The following is a 23306-nucleotide window of genomic DNA, read 5'->3' as shown; positions in this document are numbered from 1 at the left end:
AGAGGCAGTGGCTGCAGGCAAGTATCAGACCTTCTCGAAGCTGACTGGCAGCTCCTCGTTGATCTTGTCGCCCTTGACCTTAATTCGAAGCATTTCGATGATCTTGTACAGGTTCGGCACCAGCAGCAGGGTCACGAAAGTGGCGCAGAGTACGCCAAACGCCAGGCTCACCACCATCGGGATCAGGAACTGCGCCTGAATTGAACGCTCGAACATGATCGGCACCAGGCCCACGAAAGTGGTAATGGACGTCAGGATAATCGGGCGGAAACGATCCCGGCCCGCCTGAACAACCGCTTCCATCACTTCGACGCCCTGGGCGCGCAGCTGGTTGATGCGGTCCATCAATACCAGGTTGTCGTTCACCACCACGCCCGCTGCCGCCAGGAAACCCAGCATCGACATGATGCTGATGTTATAGCCCATCAGCAGGTGCCCCAGAATCGCGCCGAAGAAACCGAAAGGCACTGCGGTCAGGATCAGCAGCGGCTGTGAATAGGAGCGGAACGCAATCGCCAGCAGCGCATAGATCACGAACAGCGACAGGATAAAGAAGGCGAGAATGGCCGAGCCAAACTCTTCCTCTTCCTGCATTTCACCGGCGGTCTTGAGGCTGAAACCGGGGAACTGGGACTCCCATTTTTTCAGATTTTTTTCGCGCAACTCTTTCAGGATTTCGTGTGCCGGGGAAGTACCCGGAATCAGCTCGGCGGTAACCTGCACCGTGCGTTCACGATCGTTGCGGCGGATGGTGGTGTAACCAGGCACGTAAACCGCTTCCGCCACCGCGCTGAAGGGAATCTCACCCTCGTTGGTGCGGATACGGATACGGTCGATCTGGTCTTCGTTGCCACGCTCTTCCTGCGGGTAGCGCACCATCACACGCACATCCTCGCGACCGCGGGGAATGCGCTGCACCTCTTCACCGAAGAAGCCCTGACGCACCTGCTTGGCCACATCCGCCAAACCGATACCCATATTAGTGGCATGGGGCTTAAGCTGGATTTCGATGTCACGACGGGCACTGATCAGGTTATCGCGCACGTCGTAGACGCCGGCAAAACTGTTCAGCTCCTTCTTCACCGCATCGGCGGCGCGGCGCATCTCGTCCATATCGCCAGAGGCGGTACTCAGGTTCAGGGACATACCCTTGCCACCATCGTTGATGGTGTGCTGGATATTCATTTCCTCGATGCTTGCAGGCAGTTCGCCAATGTACTCGCGCCACTTGAGTGCAAGCTGTTCGGAGGTCACATCCCGATGCTCGCCATCGGTCAGCTGCAGCAGCACGGTCACGTTGCCGCGCCACAGGAACACCATGGTGTTCTCGACAAAGGGTTCACCGCCATTCAGTGCCAGCATGTCCGGGTCTTTCGCCAGCTGCTCGCCAGCGCGCTCGAACTTCTCCATCACCCGCTTGGTCTCCTCGAAGGATTCCCCCTGGGCCATGGTGGTGCGCAGCTCCAGCAGGTCCGACGGCACTTCCGGAGAAAAAGCCTTGCCGACATAGCCGCCGCCAAACAGTGCGAAGGACAGGATCAGCGCCATAAAGAAGGTCATCACCGTGGCGCGGCTGTTGCTGAGGGTCTTTTCCAACAACGGCAGGTAATACTTTTCACCAGCCAGGTGCATGGCGTTGGCAAACTTCGCACGTACCTGCTGCAGCTTGATCCCCATCGCTGACGTCGCCGGTTTCTCCGGCTTCAGCTTGACCAGGTGCGCCGGCAGAACCAGCAGCGATTCAATCAGGGAGAAGCTCAGACACAGCAGCACAACCACCGGCAGTGACATCATCATCTGCGAGGTGTACCCGGGCAGGAACAGCATGGGCACGAAGAACACCATGGTGGACACCACCGCGAAGATCACCGGTGCCGATACTGTCTTGACCCCGGCCTCGGCGGCCTGGAGCCCCGTTTCCCCACGGTCGTGGGCCGCGTGCACCGCCTCGCCGACAATGATGGCGTCATCCACCACGATCCCGAGGATCATCAGGAAGGCGAACAGCGACAACATGTTCAGGGTGATGCCCGTGAGCGGCAGCAGCCAGAAGGCGCCCATAAACGCGGTAAAGATACCCACAGTTACCCACACCGCCAGCGCCGGGCGCAGGAACAGCATCAGCAGTACAAACACCAGGATCAGACCGGTCACCGCATTCCAGAACAGCATGCTCATGCGGCTTTCATAGGCTTCCGAGAAATCGAACCAGGTTTTGAATTCCATCCCGGGTGGCAGGACTTCCTGGGTCTCCTTCATGAATTGGCGGATCGCCTCGGCAGTGGCCACCACGTCCAGCGGCTCGCCCTGCATCACCCGCAGGTTCATGGCCGGCTTGCCGTTGAAGCGGATGACCGAACCCTCTTCCTCGAAACCGTCATTGATCTTGGCCACGTCGCCCAGCAGCAGCTGGGTGCCATCCTTGCGGCTCACCAGCGGAATGCGCGCGAAGTCATCGGCGGTATAAGCCTGGCCGCGGGTCTGCACCTGGATATCGCCGCGCTCGGAGCGCACACGCCCGGCGGGCAGGTCCAGGGAGGAGCGGCGCACCGCACTGGAGACATCGTCAAAGGAAAGGTTGTAGCGGCGCAGATCGATTTCCGAGACCTCGATGGAGACCTCATCGGCGCGATCGCCCCAGACGTCAACGCGACGCACACCGGGCAACAGCATCAGCTTGTCACGCAGATCCAGTGCAGTGTCCTTGAGCTGGCGCGGGGAGACGGGACCACCGATGGCGATCATCATCATCTGCTGTTCCCACTCCTCCAGCGCAATCACCGGGCGCTCGATATCCGCCGGGAAGGTGTTGATGGAATCCACCTGCACCTTGATGTCGTTCAGCAGGCGTAGCTCGTCATAGCCGTCCACCGCCTGAATGCGCACGGTGCTGTTGCTGCGACTGGACCAGGAGTTGACCTCCTTGATGCCCTTCACCTCGGAGATCGCCTGCTCCACGCGCAGGGTGACCTGCTGCTCCACTTCCGCGGGGCCGGCGCCGGGGTAGCTGATATTGATTCGGACCACGCCGGGGTTGATGGCCGGGAATACTTCCCGCCCTACATGGGAGATACCGAAGATGCCGCCAATGATGATCAGGATCATCAGCAGGTTGGCGGCCTTACTGTTGCGGACGAACCATCCGATGATGCCTTCCATAATCAGAAGGCCCCCTGTGCAGAAGCGGTGGAACCGGCGCTCTCCGCAGGCTCTTCAGACTCCGCCTCTTCCTTTTCACCCAGCATCAGCCCGGAGGGCTTGTCATTCAGCGGGTTGGGGGTCAGCACCATGCCCTCGCGGGAATAGCCCAGGCTGGAGATAACCACTTTTTCACCGGAATCGATATCGCCGCGCAGCCAGACCTGTTCGCCCACCGCCTGCAGCAGCTTCACCTGTTTAAAGGCCAGCTGGTTCTCGTCGTTCAGCACCAGGATATGGTTGCCCTCGTGCAGCGCCTGGCGCGGCAGCAGGGTGATGTCGTCATAGGTTTTGCCGGCGATCTGCGCTTCCACGAACATGCCGTTGATCAGCGGTGCGTCGCCCTGATAGGGGTTCTGTACCTGGGCAACCGCGTAAACAAAGCGGCTGTTGGGATCGATCGCGGCCTCGGTGCGCACTATCTGTCCTCGCCACTCGCGCTCCTGTCCCGCCAGGTTCGCCGCTACACGCACCGCAGGGCCATTTTCGATGGCGCGGCCGAGGGGCAGTTCCAGCAGTGACAACTGGTGGTCGGTCAGAGGCAGGCGCACTTCCGCGACACCCACACTGTGGATACGGGCGAGTTTGGTACCCGGGGTCACGTACTGGCCGATATCGACCAGGGTTTCCACTACACGACCGGCAAACGGCGCCTTCACCGCCGTGCGGTCCAGGTCCAGCTTGGCCTGGTCGCGATCGGCTTTGGCCGCAGCCAGCGCCGCACTGGCCGCGGCCAGCTGCGGTTTGCGCAGGAACAGAGCATTGGCCTTTTCTGTGCCCAGGTCGCGCCACTCGCGCTTGGCCTGCTTGGAAACCCCCTCTTCCTGGGCGAGCGCAGCAGCAGCGCTGGCAACCTGGGACTCGGTGCGGGTGAGCGCGTGGCGGTAGTCCGCGGCTTCGATCTGGATCAGGGAATCGCCCTTCAGGAAAAAGCCACCAGGAACAAAGGCATCGTTCACGCTTTCGATCACACCGCCAACGCGGGCCACCACTTCAATCTCGTGACGTGCGTGTACCGAACCCTGGCTCGGCACCAGCAGGGTGTGGCGACCGGGCTCGGCATAGAGCACATCCGCCACCGGCGGCACCACTACCTCCGCTTCTTTTTCCTCTGGCTTTGGCGCCATCAGAATCACAGCGGCTATAACAGCCACCCCTGCGAGCACAACGACCCCTAAAACTTTGTTTTTCCCAGTGCTTTTGTTCGCGCTTTTATTAGAAAGATTCACAGACGCTTCCATTGATCAAAATTTAACTAGTTACGCATTCTACTGGAGTCTGACGAGATTGAAACTGTCCTCGGATGCAGGCTGTCGCAACTAAGTGCACTTGACCGCAAACGGGCTCTGTGAGCAATTTCCCGGGCGCAAAAATCGCTGCTCTGTCAATCTTGGTAGACGCCGCCCCATGGCCCATAATGGCCGCCGTTTTTAGCATCGGTCGCCATCTCTGTTTGGCCAGAAGGTTGGACACACTTTGATCGAACCCATTCATTTCGTTTCGCTGCTACCGGTGAATACTGCGCCCATATTTTCCGCAGGCCACCGGCCATAGACTCATCGAGGATGTAAATAACAAGATGTTGGATATCAACGCCCGTATTGCCGAAGAACTGAACGTGCGCCCCCAACAGGTGGCCGCTGCCGTGGGACTGCTGGATGAAGGCGCCACCGTACCCTTCATCTCCCGCTACCGGAAAGAGGTCACTGGCGAACTGGACGACTCCCAGCTGCGTACCCTGGAAGACCGCCTGCGCTACCTGCGCGAGATGGAAGAGCGCCGCGCGGCCATCCTCAAAAGCATCGACGAGCAGGGCAAACTTACGCCGGAACTCGCCACCCAGATCAATGCCGCCGATACCAAGAACCGCCTCGAAGACCTCTACCTTCCCTACAAGCCCAAGCGCCGCACCAAAGGCCAGATCGCCATCGAAGCGGGCCTGGAACCACTGGCCGACGCCCTCTACGCCGACCCGACCCTGAACCCGGAAGAGGAAGCGCAGAAGTACCTCAACAGCGACAACGAAGATCCCGCGCTGCACGTCAAAGACATCAAGGGCGCGCTGGATGGAGCCAAATTCATCCTGATGGAGCGCTTCGCCGAAGACGCCGAGCTGCTGGGCAAGCTGCGCGACTATTTACAGCGCGAAGGCCAGGTGAAATCCAAGCTGCTGGACGGCAAGGAAGAGGAAGGCGCCAAGTTCCGCGACTACTTCGAGTACGCCGAACCCTTCTCCAAGGTGCCGAGCCACCGCGCCCTGGCCATCTTCCGCGGCCGCAACGAAGGTATTCTCGCCATCAACCTGGGCCTTGAGGGCGATGAAGAGCGCACTCCAGCCCAGGGCCACCCCTGCGAGACCATGATCGCCCGCCACGTGGAGATCGAAGACCACGGCCGCGCCGCCGACAAATGGCTGGGCGAAGTGGTGCGCTGGACCTGGCGCATCAAACTGCTGACCAGCCTGGAAACCGACCTGCTGGGCCAGCTGCGGGAAATGGCAGAAGAAGAGGCCATCAAGGTGTTCTCCCGCAACCTGAAAGACCTGCTGCTGGCGGCCCCGGCCGGCCAGAAGGCCACCATCGGCCTCGACCCGGGCCTGCGTACCGGGGTGAAAGTGGCCGTGGTGGACGCCACCGGCAAGGTGCTGGACCACACCGCCATCTACCCCACACCGCCGCAGAACCGCATCCAGGAATCCGCCGCGATCATCGCTGCCTTCTGCAACAAGTACGACGTGGGCCTGATCGCCATCGGCAACGGCACCGCCAGCCGCGAGACCGACAAGTTTGTCGGTGACACCATCAAGCAGTACAAACTCACCGCGCAGAAAGTGATGGTGAACGAGGCCGGCGCCTCCGTGTACTCCGCCTCCGAATTCGCCGCGCGCGAATTCCCGGACCTGGACGTGACCATCCGCGGTGCCATCTCCATCGCCCGTCGCCTGCAAGACCCGCTGGCCGAACTGGTGAAGATCGATCCCAAATCCATCGGTGTGGGCCAGTACCAGCACGACGTTTCCCAGTCCCAGCTGGCGCGCTCCCTGGACGCGGTGGTGGAAGACTGTGTAAACGGCGTCGGCGCCGAGCTGAACTCCGCCTCCGCACCGCTGCTGGCGCGTGTATCCGGCCTCAGTCAGTCCATCGCCAACAACATCGTCAGCTACCGCGACCAGAACGGTGCCTTCAAAAACCGCGCGCAGCTGAAAGAAGTCCCGCGCCTCGGGCCCAAGGCGTTCGAACAGGCCGCGGGCTTCCTGCGTATCAACAACGGCGAAGATCCACTGGATAAATCCGGCGTGCACCCGGAATCCTATATCGTGGTGAAACGCATCGCGGAGAAAAACGGCCGCGAGATCAACGGCCTGATCGGCGACTCCGGCTTCCTGCGCAAGCTGAACCCGGCGGACTACACCGATGAAAAATTCGGCCTGCCCACGGTAAAAGACATCATCGCCGAACTGGAAAAACCCGGCCGCGACCCGCGTCCGGAATTCCGCACCGCCAAGTTCGAAGAGGGCGTGGAAGAGATCAAGGACCTGCGTCCGGGCATGGTGCTGGAAGGCACCGTCACCAACGTCACCAACTTCGGTGCGTTTGTGGATATCGGCGTGCACCAGGACGGCCTGGTACACATCTCTGCATTGTCCGAGAAGTTCGTCAAAGACCCGCACGAAGTGGTCAAGGCGAACGACATCGTCAAGGTGAAGGTGATGGAAGTGGACGTGGCGCGCAAGCGTATCGGCCTGTCCATGCGCATGAGCGACGAGCCCGGTGAACAGGGCAGCGGCGGCGTCAAGAAAGGCGACCACCGCGAAACCAGACAGGCCCAGCGTCACAACAACCGCAGCCGCCAGCAGCAAAGCGCTGGCAACGGCGGCCGCGGCAGCATGGGCGACCTGCTGGCGGCGGCGATGAAGGGTAAGAAGTAAGCCACTCGTCCCTCGCAAACGAGAAAGGGCGACCATATTGGTCGCCCTTTCTTTTTGCCAGTGCCCCGAAAATTATCCAACAGGCGCTCGGCAAGCTTCTTAAACGGCTGCTCGCTCAGCGCGCAACTGCCACCCAGCGAATCGCATCTGCAATTACAAAGCCGTCGGTACCAGCGTTGCTGATGGTTACCCGTGCGGTCTGGTCAGCTTCCAGCGGGAAAACACCCAGCGGCTGCCAGGCGCCGCCGTTGCGGGTCTGGTCTATGGTGACGGTCTCGCTGCCATCGGCGTACTCCACGGTCACCGGTACGTTGGTGGCGCGGTCGGACAGGCTGTTGTAGTACACATAGACGATGTAGTCGCCGCTAGTCGGCGCCTGCCATGCATAGGTGGCGGCAAGCTCGCCCTTGGGCATGTTGCGATCATGCAGATAGTCACCACCAATACGCTCAGCCGCGAAGCTGCTCACGTTCCAACTACCGGTGAGCTGCGCCTGGGTGTTGTCGATCACGGTGCCCAGATCCTCGAAGCGCACCGCGTCGGCCATCACGAAGCCGCTGGTACCGGTGTTGGCGATGGTCACCAAATCCGCGTTGTTACCGCTGAACTGGTATTCGCCGAGGCCGACCCAGTTGCCGCCGTTTTCCTGCTGATTGACGGTCACCGTATTGCTGCCACCGGCATGATTGATGGTTACCGGCACATTGTTGGCGCGGTCGTTACCGGCGCTGTAGATCACTGATACGGCGTAGGCACTGGCGGACGGCAGCAGCGGGCTGAAGGTGACCGACTTGCTGCCCTTGCCGTTTTTGCGGTCGTGCAGGTAGTCGGCACCGTGGCGCTCGTCGGAGAAGCTGCTGGTGGCCCAGTCGCCGTTGACGGCTACACGGCCGGCGTCCGCATTGTCCACCACCAAGGTCAAGGGGCGCTCGTCGTCGGTGATTTTCTGGGTGGCGATGGGGCTGCTCACGTAGTACTTATCAGAGGGCAGCAGCGCCACCGACAGGGTCTCGTGCTCTTCCAGCTCGCGATCGTCCAGCACCGGCACCTCGACGCGCACGCGCTCTTGGCCCGACGCAAAGTAGGCGCGGTTGCCCAGGATCGAGTAATCGCTGCCACCGGTGGCGCTGCCGCCAAGCTGGTAGTTCACATCCAGCGCGCGCGACAGGTCGCCGGAGCGCACCAGCTCCACCACAACTGGCATACCGGACTCGGCGCCGTCGCTCACCGGATAGACGCCCACCCAGTTGAGTTCGTCATCACCATCGTCGTGCAGTTTGATGGTCGCGCGGTTTGCTGCGGCAACGTTGTAGTCGTTGTGAATGGCCAGCTCGAAACTGATGTTTTCCGTGGTTTCGCCCTGGGTATCATCAATCGGAGCCACAGGAATCATCACCGTATCCTGTCCCTGGTCGAAATGCGCCGTCAGTGGGATACTCGCAAAGTCCTCGCCAGCATTGGCAGAGCTGCGGTCCACCAGTTGCACGGTTACCGCGCGGTCGTCGCCGCCAATGCGCTTGACCTTCAGCACCCCGGTGGAGGCGGTCTGTGCACAAGGTCCCTGAGCGCTGCGCTTGACCGCCGCGTTTTCACAGATATCCATACCCACCGTTGAAATACTGAAGGTGGGCTTTTGTTGGTCGTACTCGACCCAGAACTCCACCGACTGCGGCGGCACGGTGATCGCCACGCTCGCACCGCTCACTTCGCCGATATAGGCATCGCGCTCGGCGACGTCGAAGCGGCGGCCGGTAAACGCGCCGCTGGTTTTGCTGATGTCGATGGTATAAGTGAATGGCGTGGTGTTGCGGTTGGTGAGCGCGAACACCATCTGCCCGGACGGGGTTTTCCAGGACATGATGCGCTGGTTGAAGCGCACCTTCTGCTCGTTCACGTGCTGGCGCACCGAGTCCCACGGCATGTACTTCACAAAGCCGGCGATACCGTTCCAGTTCGTATTCAGGTAATCCCAGTGGTGCGGGGCTATGTGGCTGTACTGGTCGAAATTATTGTCGTCACCCGGACGCCACAGCCCGAGGCCGTAGCCTTCGGACTCTTTGTTGTAACTGGGCTTGAGCGCGTGCAGCCAGTACCAGGTGGGCGAGTCCATGAAGGTCATCCAGTTCATGATCGACTGGGCGGTGTTGATCATGCGGTCGACGCTGGTCTTGCCGTCCAGGTACTCGAACTCGTTGTTGTAGACCGGTTTGCCGTGGGTCTCGCTGTTGTAGTAGTCGGCATTTTTGATCTGGTCATTCGAATTGGTGCCGATCTTGTGCCAGCTCCAGCCGTCCACCAGCGCTAGCGCCGCGGGGTCTTCGTGGATCAGGTCCACGCGCGAACTCTTCTGGCCGTGGCCACTGTCGGAATGGAGAAAAATATCCGGGTTGTAGGCGCGCACCTTGGAGGCGGTGGCCAAGTAGGCCTCGTAATACTTGATGCCGTCCGAGGGGAAATATGTATTGGAGTAGCGGTTGTTGCTGGTAAAGGGCTCGTTCTGCAGTGACCAGCGCACCACCGGGATACCGCCCTGCTCGAAGTGCTGGATGTCCTTGATCACCGCATCGCCGAAGTCTTCGTAGTCGATATCGTCGCGCAGCTCGCCGCCGATATAGGAGTTGGTGGATTTCCAATAAGGCGTCTGCGACCAGTACTCCGCCGAGGCGCCTTCCATACCGGAATCCATGATGATGCTGCGGGTTTCCTCAAGATGTCCCGGATAGCGCTCCGCAAGGTATTTTTCGTCCAGGGTGAGGCCGCGGTAATACAGGCCCATGGCCAGACGCGCGTAGCGGAAGCCCTGCAGCATTTCGTTATTCAGGCGCTCGCGCTCGGAGTGGATCAGGTCGTGCGGGATACCGGTGACCTGCTCCGGCAGGCCGTTGTTGCCGGAGCCGATACTGTCGAGCTGCAGCTCCACGCCCAGACCCTGGATTACCTGACGCGGCGAATCGGTGTTGATGGTGTATTCCGCTGCGCCAGCCGCGACGGACGCTATGCACAGGGACAAGAGGGAAATACCGGAGCCCAGGCGCGCGCCTTTTTCCCATATTTTGGACGCACGTGTAGTGTGCGCTGTATGACTACTCATCATCGCATCCTCGATTTTTATCGTTAAATTAATGGAGTTTCCGGCGTTGCACCGGGGATTAAAGTAGAGGCTGGCTTGCCGGCTGAATATCGGCGCACCAGCCACTTCTCACTACAGAGAACCGTACCGCTGTCTCTCGCTTCTCAATTGCTCTGCATACTGCCGCAGAATTTTTTCATGACCCTGCTGCAGGGCCAGGTTGACCAGCTCATCCGGGTCACCGCCGATATCGTAGAGTTCAATAAACTCCGGCGCCGCGGTACCACCGTTCGCTGTTTTGCCTTCATCGCCGTTAGCGTAGGTTTCAATATAGAGATGCCGGTTATTGCGAATAGCGAAAAAGGATCTCGGTACCAGTTGCGGCGTGGGGGATTCGTAGTAGAAAAATTCCCGCTCGAAATCGCCTTTTTTCAGTAACAGATCGCGAAAGGATTCGCCGTGAAATTCCGCCGCCGGGGCCACGCCCGCGAGCTCCAGTATCAGCGGCGCCAGGTCCGCGTTGGTGACGATGCTGTCGGTCTGTGCTGGTTCAATGCCGGGGCCCGCGATCAACAGCGGCACCTGCATGGAGCGGCGGTAAGCCAGCACCTTGCTGGTGAGGCCGTGTTCGCCCAGCTGCCAGCCGTTGTCGGACATGAAAATGACATAGGTATTTTCTCTGAGCCCGAGAGTCTCCAGTGACTCCAGCAAGCGCCCTACCTCGGCATCCATATCGGTGACCGCCGCGTAGTAGTCGCGGATATGGGCGCGCAACTTCGCCTCGTCCTTATAGCCGTACACTTCCATCGCGCGGGTAAAACTGCGGGATTCTTGCAGGTAAGGGGGCTTGCCAGTGGCATCGAGATCCGGTGGGTAGGACGCGGGTAGTGGCACCTGCTGCGCATCGTAGCGATCCATGGAAGACGCGCTCGCCGGCCAGGCAAACTCGTGATCCATATGCGGCACCTGGGTGTTGTACCAGAGGAAGAATGGCTGCTGTTTCGCACCGGCCTCTTTCAGAAACGCTATCGAGCGGTCAACAGACCAGGTTTCGATAAAACCGGGGACGGTTTTCGCTTCACCATTCTCACTCACCTCGCGTCCGTACCAGGGGCCGTTCGCGTGAAATATATCTGCAGACTGGAAGCCCATTTCCTGTGGCGTGTTGCCCAAGTGCCACTTGCCTGTCACGCCAGTGCGGTAGCCCGCATCGCGCAGCGCGGTGACAAATGAGGGGTTGCCGGGGCGCACCGGTGTGTCGCCATAGGTAGTAACACCGTGGGAGGATGGGTAGCGCCCGGTCAGCACCGTGGCGCGACTGGGGCTGCACACGGACAGCACACTGAAGGCGTTGCCAAAGCGCATTCCCTCTTCGGCGAAGCCGTCGATACTCGGTGTGTGCAATTGCGGATTGGTCGTACCCAGAGTGTCGTAGCGCAGGTCGTCGGCAAAGATAAACACAAAGTTGGGAGCTGCTGTTTTCTCTTCGGGTACCACACTGTTCTGCGGTACTCCATCGCCTGAGGATGAAGGCGGCGCTGCATCACAACCGGACACCGCTACCAGAATTGCAGTGACCAGCGCTGGAAAAAAAGTACGTTTTTTCATAGATACAGGCTCCTGTCAGGCGCGGGCTTGCGGGGCATTGATTGTGGGTTCTTCGCGCAGGCCGGGCTTTGCCAGCAGACGCCCCAAGATCGCGGCGGTAATGAATAGCAACAGGGACAGTGTGGCCATTTCGAAGCGAACCCCGGGATTTACCAGTGTCAGCAACGTCGTGATCGCTGCACAGGCCAGCACCGACCAGGTGACAATCATCAGCGGCAGGCGGCCATCCGCGGCACTTGCCTCCGCATCGGTTTCCCGATGCACCGCCACCGACTGCAGCGACAGCCAGCCGGCAGCGGCCCGCGCCTTGAGGCGACCGCGAATTTCCAGCAATGACAGGACCACCAACGGCGCGACCACGCCAATATAAATATCCAGACTGCGCGCATTGTCCGCCGTCCACTGCACCAGCCCGTCAAATTGTGGAATAGCGGCGAGCATTCCTGTTGGCGCCGCCAGATACTTGAGCAGGACACCCAGTGTCACTGCCACGCCGGCGGTCAGCCACACGGCGCTGGCGGAGATGTGACGGCTGAACAGCCCCCATAGTGCCGGTGCGAACATGGGGCTGATAAACAGGCTCATCAGGCTGAACACCACCTTTTCGGCCCCACCCAGATAAGGAATGGCCATGGCAAGGGCGATGATGGCCAGCCCCAGCAGGGCCGCAGCGACGCGGCCGGCCCACACCGATTCGCCGTCGCTGGCGCCCGGACGCAACAGGCCGCAGTAGATGCGATCCGTCATAACGCCGGCGAACACATTGATCTGTGAACTCACCATACTGGCGGTGGCGGAAAACATGGCCGCGGCCACCAGCCCCAGCATACCCAGTGGCAAAACCGCCTGACTCATCAGGATATAGGCCTGCTCAGGGTCGGCGGTCGGGTCGACCGTGCGGTACACCATGGCCGGGAGCAACCAGATCGCGGGGCTGATGATGTACAGCGCACCAAACAACAGTGCCCCCTTGCGGGCATCGCGCTGGCTCGGCACCGAGATGTGCCGCTGCACAAACGCCCACTCAGCACCCAGCATAAACAGGTGGATGGCACACCAGCCCAGCAGGAAGAACCAGGAATAGCCGGCGCTGGTGAAGTCGAGGAAGTTGACTGGCACCGCCTGCGCGAATGCCGCGAGGCCACCACTGTCGCCGAGCGCAAGCCACACGGTGAACAGCACGGAAATACTCAGCACAATAAACTGCAGCACGTCGGTCATCAGCACGGCCCAGAGACCGCCGATAATGGTGTAGGCCACGATCACAAGGCCGCAGATCAGGATGATGGGTATCACCGATACTTCACCGTTGCCATCGGTTGCCCCGGGCAGCAGCGGTACCAGGATGGTGGAAAGCGCATACAAGGCCACCGCCGAACCGATGATACGTACCAGCATCAGCATCCAGGTGTAGTAGTGCACCGCGGTGCGGCCGAAACGCAGTTCGATATAGGTTGCGGGGGTGGCGATATTTAACGCTTTCCAGCGCGAAGCGATAAAGAAGCCCACCAGCAGTGCCGCCAGGCCACTGGCCATGTTGATGGAAATGGCCACCATGCCGTGCTTGTACGCCAGTCCTCCCCACACCACAAAGGTGCCGGCGCTGAACAGCGTCATATAACTGCTGAGGCCGGAGACCCACCAAGGGGACTGGCCACCAGCGGCAAACATATCTTTGAAGCTCTTGTTGCGACGGTAGAAGATCCCGGCAACCGCCACCATGCCGGCCACGTAGAGGGCGAACACGGTGTAATCGTAAATACTCATTGCGCTGTGCCCTCCAGCTCACTCATACCGGCGATGCGCCCGGCAACCGCTTGTGCGTAATGCCCGATTTCTACCAGTGGGCGTCCGGATTTGTAAAAGCCGCCACCGATACCGACACCGTCGAATCCGCCATCGAGGAATGCGCGGACGTTGCCAGTATCCACGCCGCCAACGGCGAGGATTTTCATCTCTGTCGGCAGTACTTCGCGCATGGCTTTGACCGCCTCCAGCCCGCCTACCGCGGGGAAGTACTTGAGCCAGCGGGCACCCGCCTTGATCGCAGTGAAAGCTTCGGTCACGGTCTGGAATCCGGGCATGGGAACAGCGCCGCGCGCGAGGCTGGCCTCGATGACCGCGGTATCGACATTCGGCGCCACACACAGGCGCCCACCGCTGTCCACCACCCGCTCAACCGCGGCAGTGTCCAGTACGGTACCGGCGCCCACCAGCATGCGCTCGCCCATGGCGGCGCTGAGCCGTGCGATACTGTCAAACGCATTTGGCCGGTTGAGCGGCACCTCGGCAATGCGGATACCTGCGTCGTACAGCACCTGGGCGACATCGACGACCTCCTCCGGGGATACACCGCGCAGGATGGCCACGACCGGGCACTCACGGAACGCCTGCTCAAGACTGATACTCATTGGGAACCTCCTGACAGGCTGTCAATTTCTAAAAAGGCACGCACCACGGCATCGCGGCTCTGTGTAACATTCGCATTCAGGCCCTTTTGCTGCAGGCCGAGCATATAAAGTTTGGAAAGATGGGGGTTGCCGATGATTTCGACGGTGGGTGTGGAGCCTTCTGGGACGAGAGTGGTCAGCACCTCGCGCAACTCATTGCCCAGCAACAGACCGCGGCAGTAACTGGCAGAAGCGGCTTCACTGAGTTCACCGCTAATATGGCGAGCGCGCACGCCGAACAACTGTCGTGCCAATCCGGCTTCGGCGTCACTGCCGCGCTCGAATCCGGCGAGAAAACTACCGGCATCGGCGCTACCGGCGGTTAGCTGCCCGCGTAACAAGCTGTGTTTTTGCAGCAGATCGAACAGTTCGCCGGTCATGTAAGTGCTGAAATCGTCGACCTGGTAGTTGCCGTCAGCATCCAGACTGGCGCGCGCCCATTTGGTATGGGTCCCCGGTAGGCAAAGCAGTCGCTCACTGGTATCCCCGGGTACTGCATTGGCCAGAAATCCGAGAATTTCCAGTTCCTCCCCGCGCATAATCTCCGGCTGGTCAAACATCGAGTGGCAGGACAGGCCCGGTACAATCCGGCAGCCGACATTGCCGATCTCCGTGGTTGCCAGGTTTGCGGCGAGCACCGGCAATCCAGATGGGCAAGGCAGATAGGGCACTGGAAGCCAGCCCGCATTGGAGCCAATCATGCCGGAGGCGTAGACGTCGCGATCGGGCCAGTCGGCGATTAGCTCCGCAACGGCTGACACCATATCGTCCCGCGAAGCCGACGCAATGCCGACAGATAGCTTTCTCTCTGCCACGACCCCACTGTCGCGATGGATGCGATAGGCGTGCAGCTTACTCGTGCCCCAGTCGAGGGCCACAAAAGTGTCACTCACTCATCACCTCTGTTTTATTGTTTTCAGTAACTCTTCATCAGCGCACTCTTTGGCCATACGCTGAGGGAGAGGCACTGCGGCCTGTGTCAAAAAGACCCCGGCATTTCTGCCGGGGCAACAAGAGAGACGACAGCAATCAGAAGGTCGCGCTCAGCCCCAGGGTCAGGCGGCGACCAATTTCGGCGTGGATCCAACGCGCATCCGCGGTGCCGACGTATTTCTGCTCCGGTTCTTCGGTGAGGTTAATCGCCTCGAAATCGAGCGCCACCGAATCGGTGATGTTGTAGCGCAGCGACAGATCCAGAGAAGAGAAGTCCTCGGTAAATACCGCAGCACCGCCAGCGCCGATCTTGTCCACAAACTCATCGCGCCAGTTGTAGGCCAGGCGCGCGCTGAGCAGGTCATTCTCGTAGTAGGCGATTACGTTGAAGTTGTTCTCAGACAAACCGATCAGTGGCAGTTCTTCACCGGTGCGGGCATTTTCCAGACCGGTGGAGCTGTCGATCCAGGAGTAGTTCACCAGCGCACCGAAGCCGTCGAACGGTTGCGGCAGGAAGGTGAATGGCTGCTGATAGGAAATTTCCACCCCGTTGACGCTGCCACCCTCACCATTGCGCTGGCGGGTTACCAAGTAGGGCGTGTCGCCAAAGCCCGGGAGCACTTCCTGATTGGTTTCGGTGACGATAAAGGACTCCACATCCTTGTAGAAAATACCGGTGGTCAACGCGGCCTCATTATCGAAATACCATTCCAGCGAGGCATCGAACTGGGAAGCACGGAAGGGTTCCAGCCCCGGGTTGCCGGCGCTGGCCGCCCCCTCTTTAGGGTCCACATCCAGTGCTACTGCCAGGTCGATGGTATCCGGGCGCGCAATAACATCCGCATAGCCGAGGCGCAGCAAAAGATTCTCACTGAGGTCCACCTTCATCACCGCACTCGGTAACACATCGGTGTAGGACTCTTCGATCGATTGCGCCACCAGCTCACTGCCAGTATCCGTTGCCAGCGTGGCGGTGTTGTTGACGGTGGTATCGGTACTGGCGACGCGCACGCCGAAGTGACCGGACACCGCGTAGCCATTGACCTCGGTAAAGTAGTTTGCCTTCAGGTAGGCAGCAGTGATGGTGTCCTCAACCTTGTAGTAGTTGGTCGGGCTCGGGGTCGGGCCGGCACAGTCAGGGACGAAGTTGGCACAGTAGCCGGGGCCACCAGAGGCGTCCGGTACCAGGTACTCACCCGGGAAGTTGATTCCCGAGCTACCGCCGAGAATATTGCCGCGGTTGACCGACTGCCATAGGCCTGCAACCGAGGGATCGGCGGCATTGATACCCGGACGGAACACCTGCTCGTGGAAGTCCTTCTCCGCTGCCATATCGGCCCAGCGCACACCGGCTTCGATGGATTCAAAGATGCCCATACCCAGCTCGTAATCGGCGTCCAGGCGGAAGGCTGTTTCCTCGTTTTCGAAATAGAACAGGCGATCGAAACCAACGGTGTAGCTATAAAGGGAGGGATCGGTGAAGTCGACATTTCCCGGCAGCATCAAACTGGCGAATTCGCCCGCACCGAAGTCGAAGCTGACCTCGTAGCTGTCGTCGGTCTGGGCGCGCAGGAACTGCTGCCCCTCGACCAGTTCTGCCTTGGAGTGACTGAGCTCAGATGACAGCATCAGGCGCTCGGTGGCCATCAACTCACCGCCAAACGCGAACTGAGTAGTAGTGGAGTCGAACTGGGCACGGGTGACATTGCCCTGAATGGCGGTGTTATAGGTGCCTGAAAGGAGGCTGTCGCTACCAGAAAATTCGGCGGTACCGTTGTAATCCGCCAGGTTGCCACTGGTGTTGGCGGCAACCCAGTCGCGGTAGTTTTCGGTATCGGAATTAGTGTGCAGAACTTCCGCGTAGGTGTTCAGCTTGTCAGACGGCTGCCACTGCACCACCAGGTTGAGGGCGTCGTCATCGCGCTCGTCGACGGAAGATTGATAGCGCAAATCACTCATGCGGAAGGCGTCGATACCGTCCCCATTATTGTCCACACCAGACATGGGTACCCAGCCACCGAAGTTCCAGAACTTGTCCTCGCGGGCGTTGCGGCCGCCAACCACGCCGCTCAACTGCACGCCGATGGTGTCGTCGGCAAAGCTGTTGGAAACCAGGAAAGAAAATTTCTCTGCGGCATCGCCGTTCAGGTCCTGGCGCGACAGGTCCAGGCCAGCGGATGCATTGAAGCCGGCGTTATCCAGCGGCTTGCGGGTTTTCACATTGACGGTGCCCCCGAGTGAACCTTCGATCTGGTCGGCGGACATCAGTTTGGTGACCTCAAGAGAGCTGATCAGCTCAGAGGGCAGGTAGCGCAAAACATCCTGGTTACCGCCGCCGGCAGAGGTATCATCCACGCCGCGGCCGTAGGGTCCCACATAAGACCGGCCATTGATCTCGATACGGTTCTGGCGCAGGCCTCGAATCGCAACACTACTACCTTCCCCCGCCGTGCGGCGGATCTGCACTCCGGACACCCGCTGCAGCGACTCTGCCACATTGTTGTCCGGCAATTTGCCGATATCTTCCGCCACAATGGCGTCAATAAAGGTATCCGAGTCGCGTTTGCGATCGGCGGCATCCTGCAAACTGCCGCGGATACCCGTCACCGCCACTTCTTCTATCTCACTGCGGGCAGCGTCTTCTGCATGGGCGGCACCCGCCCCGAGAGCAAAGGCAGTACCCGCCAGAGAACAAGTCAGCGCCAGCAAGCTGGTATCCCTTCTCACACGGTTTGAAGTTTTCATTATTGTTTCCTCATCAGTCGCACAGATTATTATTTGATGAAATCACCGCCAACTGCGGCGATTACCGTACCACTACTTCCAGATATTGGAACCGAGACTATCATCGCTGGAACTCAGTTTCAAAATATAAAACTAAGTTCCACAATTTTAATCTCACTAAAATTCGGGTTTTACCGGAAACCATCCCGGGCGCTCGCCATCCAGGTAGGCCCCGGCAATGCGATCTACACTGTACTGCTCCAGCTTCTCCACGAGCGGCTCGACGCCCAGACCTGGCCCCTGGGGCACCCGATAGCGCCCATCTACCAGCGCTGGCGGCTCGGCAACGATGTCATCTGCCAGATAGTCGCGCTCGGTATCGATGGAGATCGTCATATTGGGAATGGAAGCGGCCAGGTGCAGATAGGCGGCCTGCGAGATACCCATCTCGCCACCGCTGTGTAGCGACAACGGGATGCCCACGGCCTCGGCGATACCGGCCTGCTTGATCACCTGCCAGCAACCGCCGGCTTCGTGGGGGTCCAGCAACAGTACATCCGCCGCCTCCATCCGCACGATGTTGACCACGTCCTCCAGGGTGTAAGCGCTCTCATCCAAGGCAATTGGGGTAAGTTGGCACTCACGCAATTTCGCATGGCCAATCAGGTCATCGAGCTGCAGCGGCTGCTCTACATAAGACAGGTCGTAGTCCGCCAATCGTGCCAGCAAGCGTCGGGCGGTGCCTGGCGTCCAGGCACCGTTGACATCTACACGCAGCTCGCAGTCGCCAACGGCTCGCCTTACTGCCTCAGTGACCGCGATATCGGTGCGGTAATCGAAACCGATCTTGGCCTTGAAGGATGTAAAGCCGCGGTCGAGAAACCATTTCGCCTTGTCTGCCACTGCCACCGGATCCGGCAGGAACAGGTAAGCGGAGGCCGGAATTTCTGTGCGCCAGGCGCCCCCCCACAACTTGTGCAGCGGCTGCTCCAGCCGCTTGCCATAGGCATCCCACATTGCCATTTCCATGGCTGCACACGCCATTACTGCCGCACGCTTGTGGTGGTAGTAACCCGCACCGAGCACATTGCGTGTAAAGCGTTCTACCTCGGTCACGCAATAGCCCCGCGCCAGCGGCATAACCACCTCATCGAATACCGCGCGTACTGTGTCCAGCAGGCAGATGGTCTCACCCCAGCCTTCGGTGCCCTCGTCCGTGGTAATACGCACCACGATACGTGTGGCACCAAGACGTCGGCCCGAAGCCCACAGGATGTCCTCGCTGAACGGCATGCGGATCAGCCACCGCTGGATATCGACAATCTTCATTCACCCTCCCGGGTTTCCCCGTCGCGGACCGCGAAATGGCCGCGACCTGATTAAACATATAGACCTGAGTTCCAAAATATAGAACAATGGATCACATGTTGGCAACGCCAGCGGTGAGTGATCGATTGAATTCATTGGGTAAGCAACGATAATGACGGCAATCTACGTAGACTTTGGCGCAAGAATGAAAGAAGAAAGGGAAGCCTGGGGCTCAGTACTGGAGGGCTCAGGTTCGGACTCCAGTTCCAAAGGGCCCGTGCCGGGCACTCAGGCCTTGTGGAAAGGGTTGTCGGTACTGAAGATTGTCGCGGAGGCATCAGCGCCGGTTCGTTTCAGCACACTGCTGGACCTGTCCGGGTTACCCAAGGGCACACTGCACCGGATACTGCAGGCACTGATGGACTTCCGTTTCATTCGCCTGGATGAAAGCGACCAAACGTACCGCCTGGGTCCCCACCTGTTCGAGATGGCACACAAGGTATGGGATGAATTTGACCTCCGCGGCGCCTCCGAACCGGAGCTATTTCGGCTGCAGGCCCTATCCGACGAGACGTCACGTCTCGCAGTGATGGAAGGCGATGGCATTCTAATCATCGATCAGAAAGAAACATTGCACCCGCTGCGACTGGGGCTGGGCGTTGGCAAACGTCTGTCCCTGCATGCCAGCGCTATGGGCAAGGCGATTCTTGCCCACCTGCCGCCGGCGCAGCTGGATCAGATCCTGCGCAAATTAGATCCGACACGTCTCACCGCGAACACCATCACTAGTACCGAAGAGCTGAGTCGCCACCTCGACCTTACTAAGGCACGCGGCTACGCCATCTCGGTGGAAGAGCAGTTCGACGGTATCAATTCTGTGGCAGCCCCGATCCTTGATCACCGCGGACAACCGCTAGGGGCCATATCCATTACCGGCGGAGCCTACCGCTTGTCCGCGGAAAAGCTACACAGCCTCGGCCGGGACCTGATTGAGTCTGCGCGTCGTATCTCGGGTAATGTGGGCGAAAGCCTGATGTCTATTGCTGTTCACCGCCGCCCAGTAGTCACGCACGCCAGTACCTGGGAATGCAGCGTTTCTTCCCAGGCGTTCCTGGGTGAGGGGCCACACTGGAACACCGCGGAACAGAAACTGGAATGGGTCGATATCCTGGAACCTGCCGCGCACATTTCGGTGCCCGAGGCTGGGATCGACAACAAAGTGCAACTGCCTGAAATTGTCGGTGCCATGGTGCCACGCAAGCGCGGCGGCCATATCGCGGTCACCCAGTACGGTTTTCGTGCGGTGGACATCAGCAGCGGCAAAATGACACCCATTGCCGCACCGGAAGACATGACCGGTTTACGTTTTAATGACGGAAAATGCGACGCCAAGGGGCGTTTCTGGGCCGGCACCGTTGCTCTGGACGCCTCCCCCAATCGCGGTTCTCTGTACTGCCTGGAGGAAAACGGAAAACTCCGCAAGGTGCTCGACGGGCTGCACATTTCCAACGGTATCGGCTGGAACGCAGACTCCACACGCATGTACCTGACGGATTCCGGCGAGCGCACTATCTATGTGTTCGACTACGACCTGGCCTCTGGGCGCCTGGAAAACCAGCGAGTGTTTGCGCGCCTGAACGACGACGACGGCTCTCCCGATGGCCTGGCGGTAGACAGTGAAGGTGGTGTCTGGAGTGCCATCTGGGACGGCTGGCGCGTGGTGCGCTTCGATGCCGATGGCGTGATTGATCGCGTTGTCGATCTACCAGTGCCGCGCCCGACCAGCTGCGCCTTCGGCGGTCCCGATCTCAAAACCCTGTACGTCACATCGGCCCGGATTCGCCTCTCGTCGAGCCTGCTGGCCGAAGCGCCGCTGTCGGGAAGTGTGTTTGCCATCGACACCGGGATTCGTGGTGTCCCCGTGGCCACATACGCAGGCTAATCCAGGCGGCCACAGAAAACAGCGTAAAGAAATCCATAAAATCTGGGAGCCGAGCGGTAGAGCCGAGCGGATAGAAAACATGAATTTCGCAAAATACCCCAGCCTCGAAGGCAAGACAGTGCTGATTTCCGGTGGTGCCGCAGGTATCGGTGCGTCACTGGTACAACACTTCTGCGCTCAAGGCGCGCGTGTCGGTTATCTCGACCTGTGCGCTAACACTGCTGAAACCACCGCTAGCACTGTCGAGGCAGACACAGGCAACCGACCGCTATTTCAGGTTTGTGACCTGCGTGATATCGCTGCGACCAGACGCGCCGTAGACGCACTCGAAAAAGAAATAGGCTGTATCCAGGTCCTGATCAACAATGCCGGCCACGACGAGGCGCACACGTTTGACGAGGTTACCCCCGAATACTGGGATGACCGCGTCGCCGTCAACCTGCGCCATCAGTACTTTCTCGTCCAGCGGGTCGCGGGACAGATGAAGGCATACACTGGCGGCAGCATTATCAATATGGGTTCCATTTCCTGGATGATCGGCGCCGTTGGCGTATCCGCTTACACCACAACCAAAGCAGCCATAATGGGCATGACAAAATCCTTGGCGCGAGAGCTGGGCCCCCACGACATTCGCGTAAACTCCATTGCGCCGGGCTGGGTGCTCACCGAGAGGCAACAAGAAAAGGCAAGAAAATTTCCAGAAAAAATTGACCAATACCTGGAAAAGCAATGCCTTAAAACATTGCTGGATCCAAGTGATATAAGCCGTTTGGCACTGTGGTTAGCTGCAGACGACAGCCGTCACGTAACAGGTCAGACAATGATCGTCGATGGCGGAGCAACATAAAGAGATCCTAATGACTACGCCAGTGAGCAATGCAGCCGGTGGTAACTCGTTTTTTTGCAAGAACAGTTATTCGCTCCGCTCTACCTTCACATCCGCCTAGTCGACAACCATAAACGGAATCTCAACCTTCGGTGCATCCTGCCCCGACGCACCAACACAAATTCCCTGGATCACCAGCAGCATCCAGCCGGGTTTTATCCCCCGTACCTTGCTGTCCGATCCCCGGGTATCCACCAGTTCAGAATCTTCGTACAGACTGACCGTCAGCGGCGCCGCCGGCACAAACCGGTTTTGCGTATCGAAAGCGCGTACGACCAGTTGTTTAGGCTCCCAGGCCTCCCCCACACGCACCCGGACTTCGCCGGGCTCTACTTCCATATGCGCGATAGGCGAGGATTTTTCACAGGCTTCCGGCCCGGTGTAGAGGGTGTACATACGCCAGCCGGCTTCAATGGTGGCGTCCTCGGTAACTGAACTGCGGCCCTCGGCAAGCATCCCGGCCCAGCCCGACAGACTCCATATACAGGTGCCAATACACAAAATTGTGCGCAACATACCTACCCCGGAAAAATGAAATTCGGTGAGAGCTTAGCAGGCGTTACCAGCCTCCGCGGCAATCAATCCCTTCCGTTACCAACCTGAAATTCGGGGCCCGGGTTACACAAAAAGTGCATCGATTTTCCCAGCACCGGGTGTTCAAACCCCAACTCCTGGGCATGTAGCAAAAGACGCGGCGCGGCCGCGAGTGCCTCCGGGTGCGCATAGAAGGGGTCGCCGAGAATCGGGTGGCCGATGGACTGCATGTGTACCCGCAACTGGTGCGAACGGCCGGTAACAGGGGTCAGCAGGAGCAGGCTGGTTTTTCCATCGCTGTCGAGTTTCTGCCAGCGGGTGAGTGACGGCTTGCCGGACTCGAAACAGACCTTCTGCCGCGGTCGGTTGGGCCAGTCGCAGATCAGTGGCAGATCCACTTCTCCCTGGTCCGCCGCAGGCTCGCCCCACACTCGCGCCAGATAGCTTTTTTCCACTTCGCGGTCCTGAAACAGCCTGCTCAACTGGCGGTGAATATCGGCGCCCCGCGCCATCACCACCAGCCCCGAGGTATCCATATCCAGGCGGTGTACGATCAGGGCATCGGGATATTCCGCCTGGGCGCGGCTGGCGAGGCTGTCTTTGTGCGCGGGATCGCGTCCGGGGACAGTGAGCAGGCCGCTGGGCTTGTCCAGCACCAGTAACTGCGCATCGCAGTAGACGGTATCTAGCCACGGATCGAGAGGGGGTTGGTAAGGACGCACACA

The 23306-nt window shown here is 59.6% G+C and carries 14 protein-coding genes; 3 read left to right on the top strand and 11 right to left on the bottom strand.

Going from position 1 to position 23306, the window contains the following annotated elements:
* Positions 1–24 precede the first annotated feature (24 nt).
* A complete protein-coding gene (locus GRX76_RS04495) occupies positions 25–3159 on the bottom strand; it encodes an efflux RND transporter permease subunit (protein ID WP_160152210.1) in 3135 nt (1044 codons plus the stop codon).
* A 2-nt stretch (positions 3160–3161) separates the two neighbouring features.
* Positions 3162–4325, bottom strand: coding sequence for an efflux RND transporter periplasmic adaptor subunit (locus GRX76_RS04490; RefSeq protein WP_236250545.1), 1164 nt, complete (start codon positions 4323–4325; stop codon positions 3162–3164).
* Positions 4326–4777: 452 nt separating this feature from the next.
* Between GRX76_RS04490 and GRX76_RS04485 the strand changes: the two genes are divergently transcribed.
* Entirely contained in the window at positions 4778–7126 is a 2349-nt protein-coding gene (locus tag GRX76_RS04485; RefSeq protein ID WP_160152209.1) for a Tex family protein, read from the top strand.
* A gap of 115 nt (positions 7127–7241) precedes the next feature.
* On the opposite strand, the gene GRX76_RS04480 is transcribed toward GRX76_RS04485, so the two are convergent.
* From GRX76_RS04480 to GRX76_RS04450, 7 genes are all read right to left on the bottom strand, one after another.
* Entirely contained in the window at positions 7242–10217 is a 2976-nt protein-coding gene (locus tag GRX76_RS04480) for a Calx-beta domain-containing protein (RefSeq protein ID WP_160152208.1), read from the bottom strand.
* A gap of 111 nt (positions 10218–10328) precedes the next feature.
* On the bottom strand, positions 10329–11804 hold the full coding sequence (locus GRX76_RS04475) for a sulfatase-like hydrolase/transferase (RefSeq protein WP_160152207.1): 1476 nt from the start codon (positions 11802–11804) through the stop codon (positions 10329–10331).
* 15 nt (positions 11805–11819) lie between these two features.
* The gene (locus GRX76_RS04470; protein ID WP_160152206.1) at positions 11820–13571 is read right to left on the bottom strand and encodes a Na+:solute symporter; all 1752 of its coding nucleotides are present in this window, start codon (positions 13569–13571) and stop codon (positions 11820–11822) included.
* Positions 13568–14215 (bottom strand): 2-dehydro-3-deoxy-6-phosphogalactonate aldolase, encoded by a 648-nt coding sequence (locus GRX76_RS04465; RefSeq protein WP_160152205.1) that lies wholly within the window; start codon positions 14213–14215, stop codon positions 13568–13570. Before GRX76_RS04465 ends, GRX76_RS04470 begins: the two co-directional genes overlap by 4 nt.
* Positions 14212–15147: a 2-dehydro-3-deoxygalactonokinase gene (locus GRX76_RS04460; protein WP_160152204.1), complete on the bottom strand. Its 936-nt coding sequence runs from the start codon at positions 15145–15147 to the stop codon at positions 14212–14214. Before GRX76_RS04460 ends, GRX76_RS04465 begins: the two co-directional genes overlap by 4 nt.
* Before the next feature lie 136 nt (positions 15148–15283).
* Complete coding sequence (locus GRX76_RS04455) at positions 15284–17932, bottom strand: TonB-dependent receptor (protein WP_160152203.1); 2649 nt, start codon at positions 17930–17932, stop codon at positions 15284–15286.
* Positions 17933–18088: 156 nt separating this feature from the next.
* Positions 18089–19240: a mandelate racemase/muconate lactonizing enzyme family protein gene (locus tag GRX76_RS04450; RefSeq protein WP_160152202.1), complete on the bottom strand. Its 1152-nt coding sequence runs from the start codon at positions 19238–19240 to the stop codon at positions 18089–18091.
* Between the two features lie 184 nt (positions 19241–19424).
* On the opposite strand from GRX76_RS04450, the gene GRX76_RS04445 reads away from it, so the two are divergent.
* Together GRX76_RS04445 and GRX76_RS04440 are read left to right on the top strand one after the other, a co-directional pair.
* The gene (locus tag GRX76_RS04445; RefSeq protein ID WP_160152201.1) at positions 19425–21161 is read left to right on the top strand and encodes an SMP-30/gluconolactonase/LRE family protein; all 1737 of its coding nucleotides are present in this window, start codon (positions 19425–19427) and stop codon (positions 21159–21161) included.
* Entirely contained in the window at positions 21109–22008 is a 900-nt protein-coding gene (locus tag GRX76_RS04440) for an SDR family NAD(P)-dependent oxidoreductase (protein WP_236250544.1), read from the top strand. Before GRX76_RS04445 ends, GRX76_RS04440 begins: the two co-directional genes overlap by 53 nt.
* Before the next feature lie 96 nt (positions 22009–22104).
* On the opposite strand, the gene GRX76_RS04435 is transcribed toward GRX76_RS04440, so the two are convergent.
* Together GRX76_RS04435 and GRX76_RS04430 are read right to left on the bottom strand one after the other, a co-directional pair.
* Positions 22105–22563, bottom strand: coding sequence for a hypothetical protein (locus tag GRX76_RS04435; protein ID WP_160152200.1), 459 nt, complete (start codon positions 22561–22563; stop codon positions 22105–22107).
* 62 nt (positions 22564–22625) lie between these two features.
* Entirely contained in the window at positions 22626–23303 is a 678-nt protein-coding gene (locus GRX76_RS04430) for a pseudouridine synthase (protein WP_160152199.1), read from the bottom strand.
* Positions 23304–23306 lie beyond the last annotated feature (3 nt).

The sequence above is a fragment of the Microbulbifer sp. ALW1 genome (assembly GCF_009903625.1).
Taxonomy (GTDB): domain Bacteria; phylum Pseudomonadota; class Gammaproteobacteria; order Pseudomonadales; family Cellvibrionaceae; genus Microbulbifer.
The sequence above is the reverse complement of the archived record's forward strand: the minus strand, read 5'-3'. Positions and strand labels throughout refer to the sequence as shown.

Coding starts and splice junctions, on each gene's coding strand:
- GRX76_RS04495 (WP_160152210.1), bottom strand. CDS start 3,159: ATGGAAGGCATCATCGGATGGTTCGTCCGCAACAGTAAGGCCGCCAAC.
- GRX76_RS04490 (WP_236250545.1), bottom strand. CDS start 4,325: ATGGCGCCAAAGCCAGAGGAAAAAGAAGCGGAGGTAGTGGTGCCGCCG.
- GRX76_RS04485 (WP_160152209.1), top strand. CDS start 4,778: ATGTTGGATATCAACGCCCGTATTGCCGAAGAACTGAACGTGCGCCCC.
- GRX76_RS04480 (WP_160152208.1), bottom strand. CDS start 10,217: ATGAGTAGTCATACAGCGCACACTACACGTGCGTCCAAAATATGGGAA.
- GRX76_RS04475 (WP_160152207.1), bottom strand. CDS start 11,804: ATGAAAAAACGTACTTTTTTTCCAGCGCTGGTCACTGCAATTCTGGTA.
- GRX76_RS04470 (WP_160152206.1), bottom strand. CDS start 13,571: ATGAGTATTTACGATTACACCGTGTTCGCCCTCTACGTGGCCGGCATG.
- GRX76_RS04465 (WP_160152205.1), bottom strand. CDS start 14,215: ATGAGTATCAGTCTTGAGCAGGCGTTCCGTGAGTGCCCGGTCGTGGCC.
- GRX76_RS04455 (WP_160152203.1), bottom strand. CDS start 17,932: ATGAAAACTTCAAACCGTGTGAGAAGGGATACCAGCTTGCTGGCGCTG.
- GRX76_RS04450 (WP_160152202.1), bottom strand. CDS start 19,240: ATGAAGATTGTCGATATCCAGCGGTGGCTGATCCGCATGCCGTTCAGC.
- GRX76_RS04445 (WP_160152201.1), top strand. CDS start 19,425: ATGAAAGAAGAAAGGGAAGCCTGGGGCTCAGTACTGGAGGGCTCAGGT.
- GRX76_RS04435 (WP_160152200.1), bottom strand. CDS start 22,563: ATGTTGCGCACAATTTTGTGTATTGGCACCTGTATATGGAGTCTGTCG.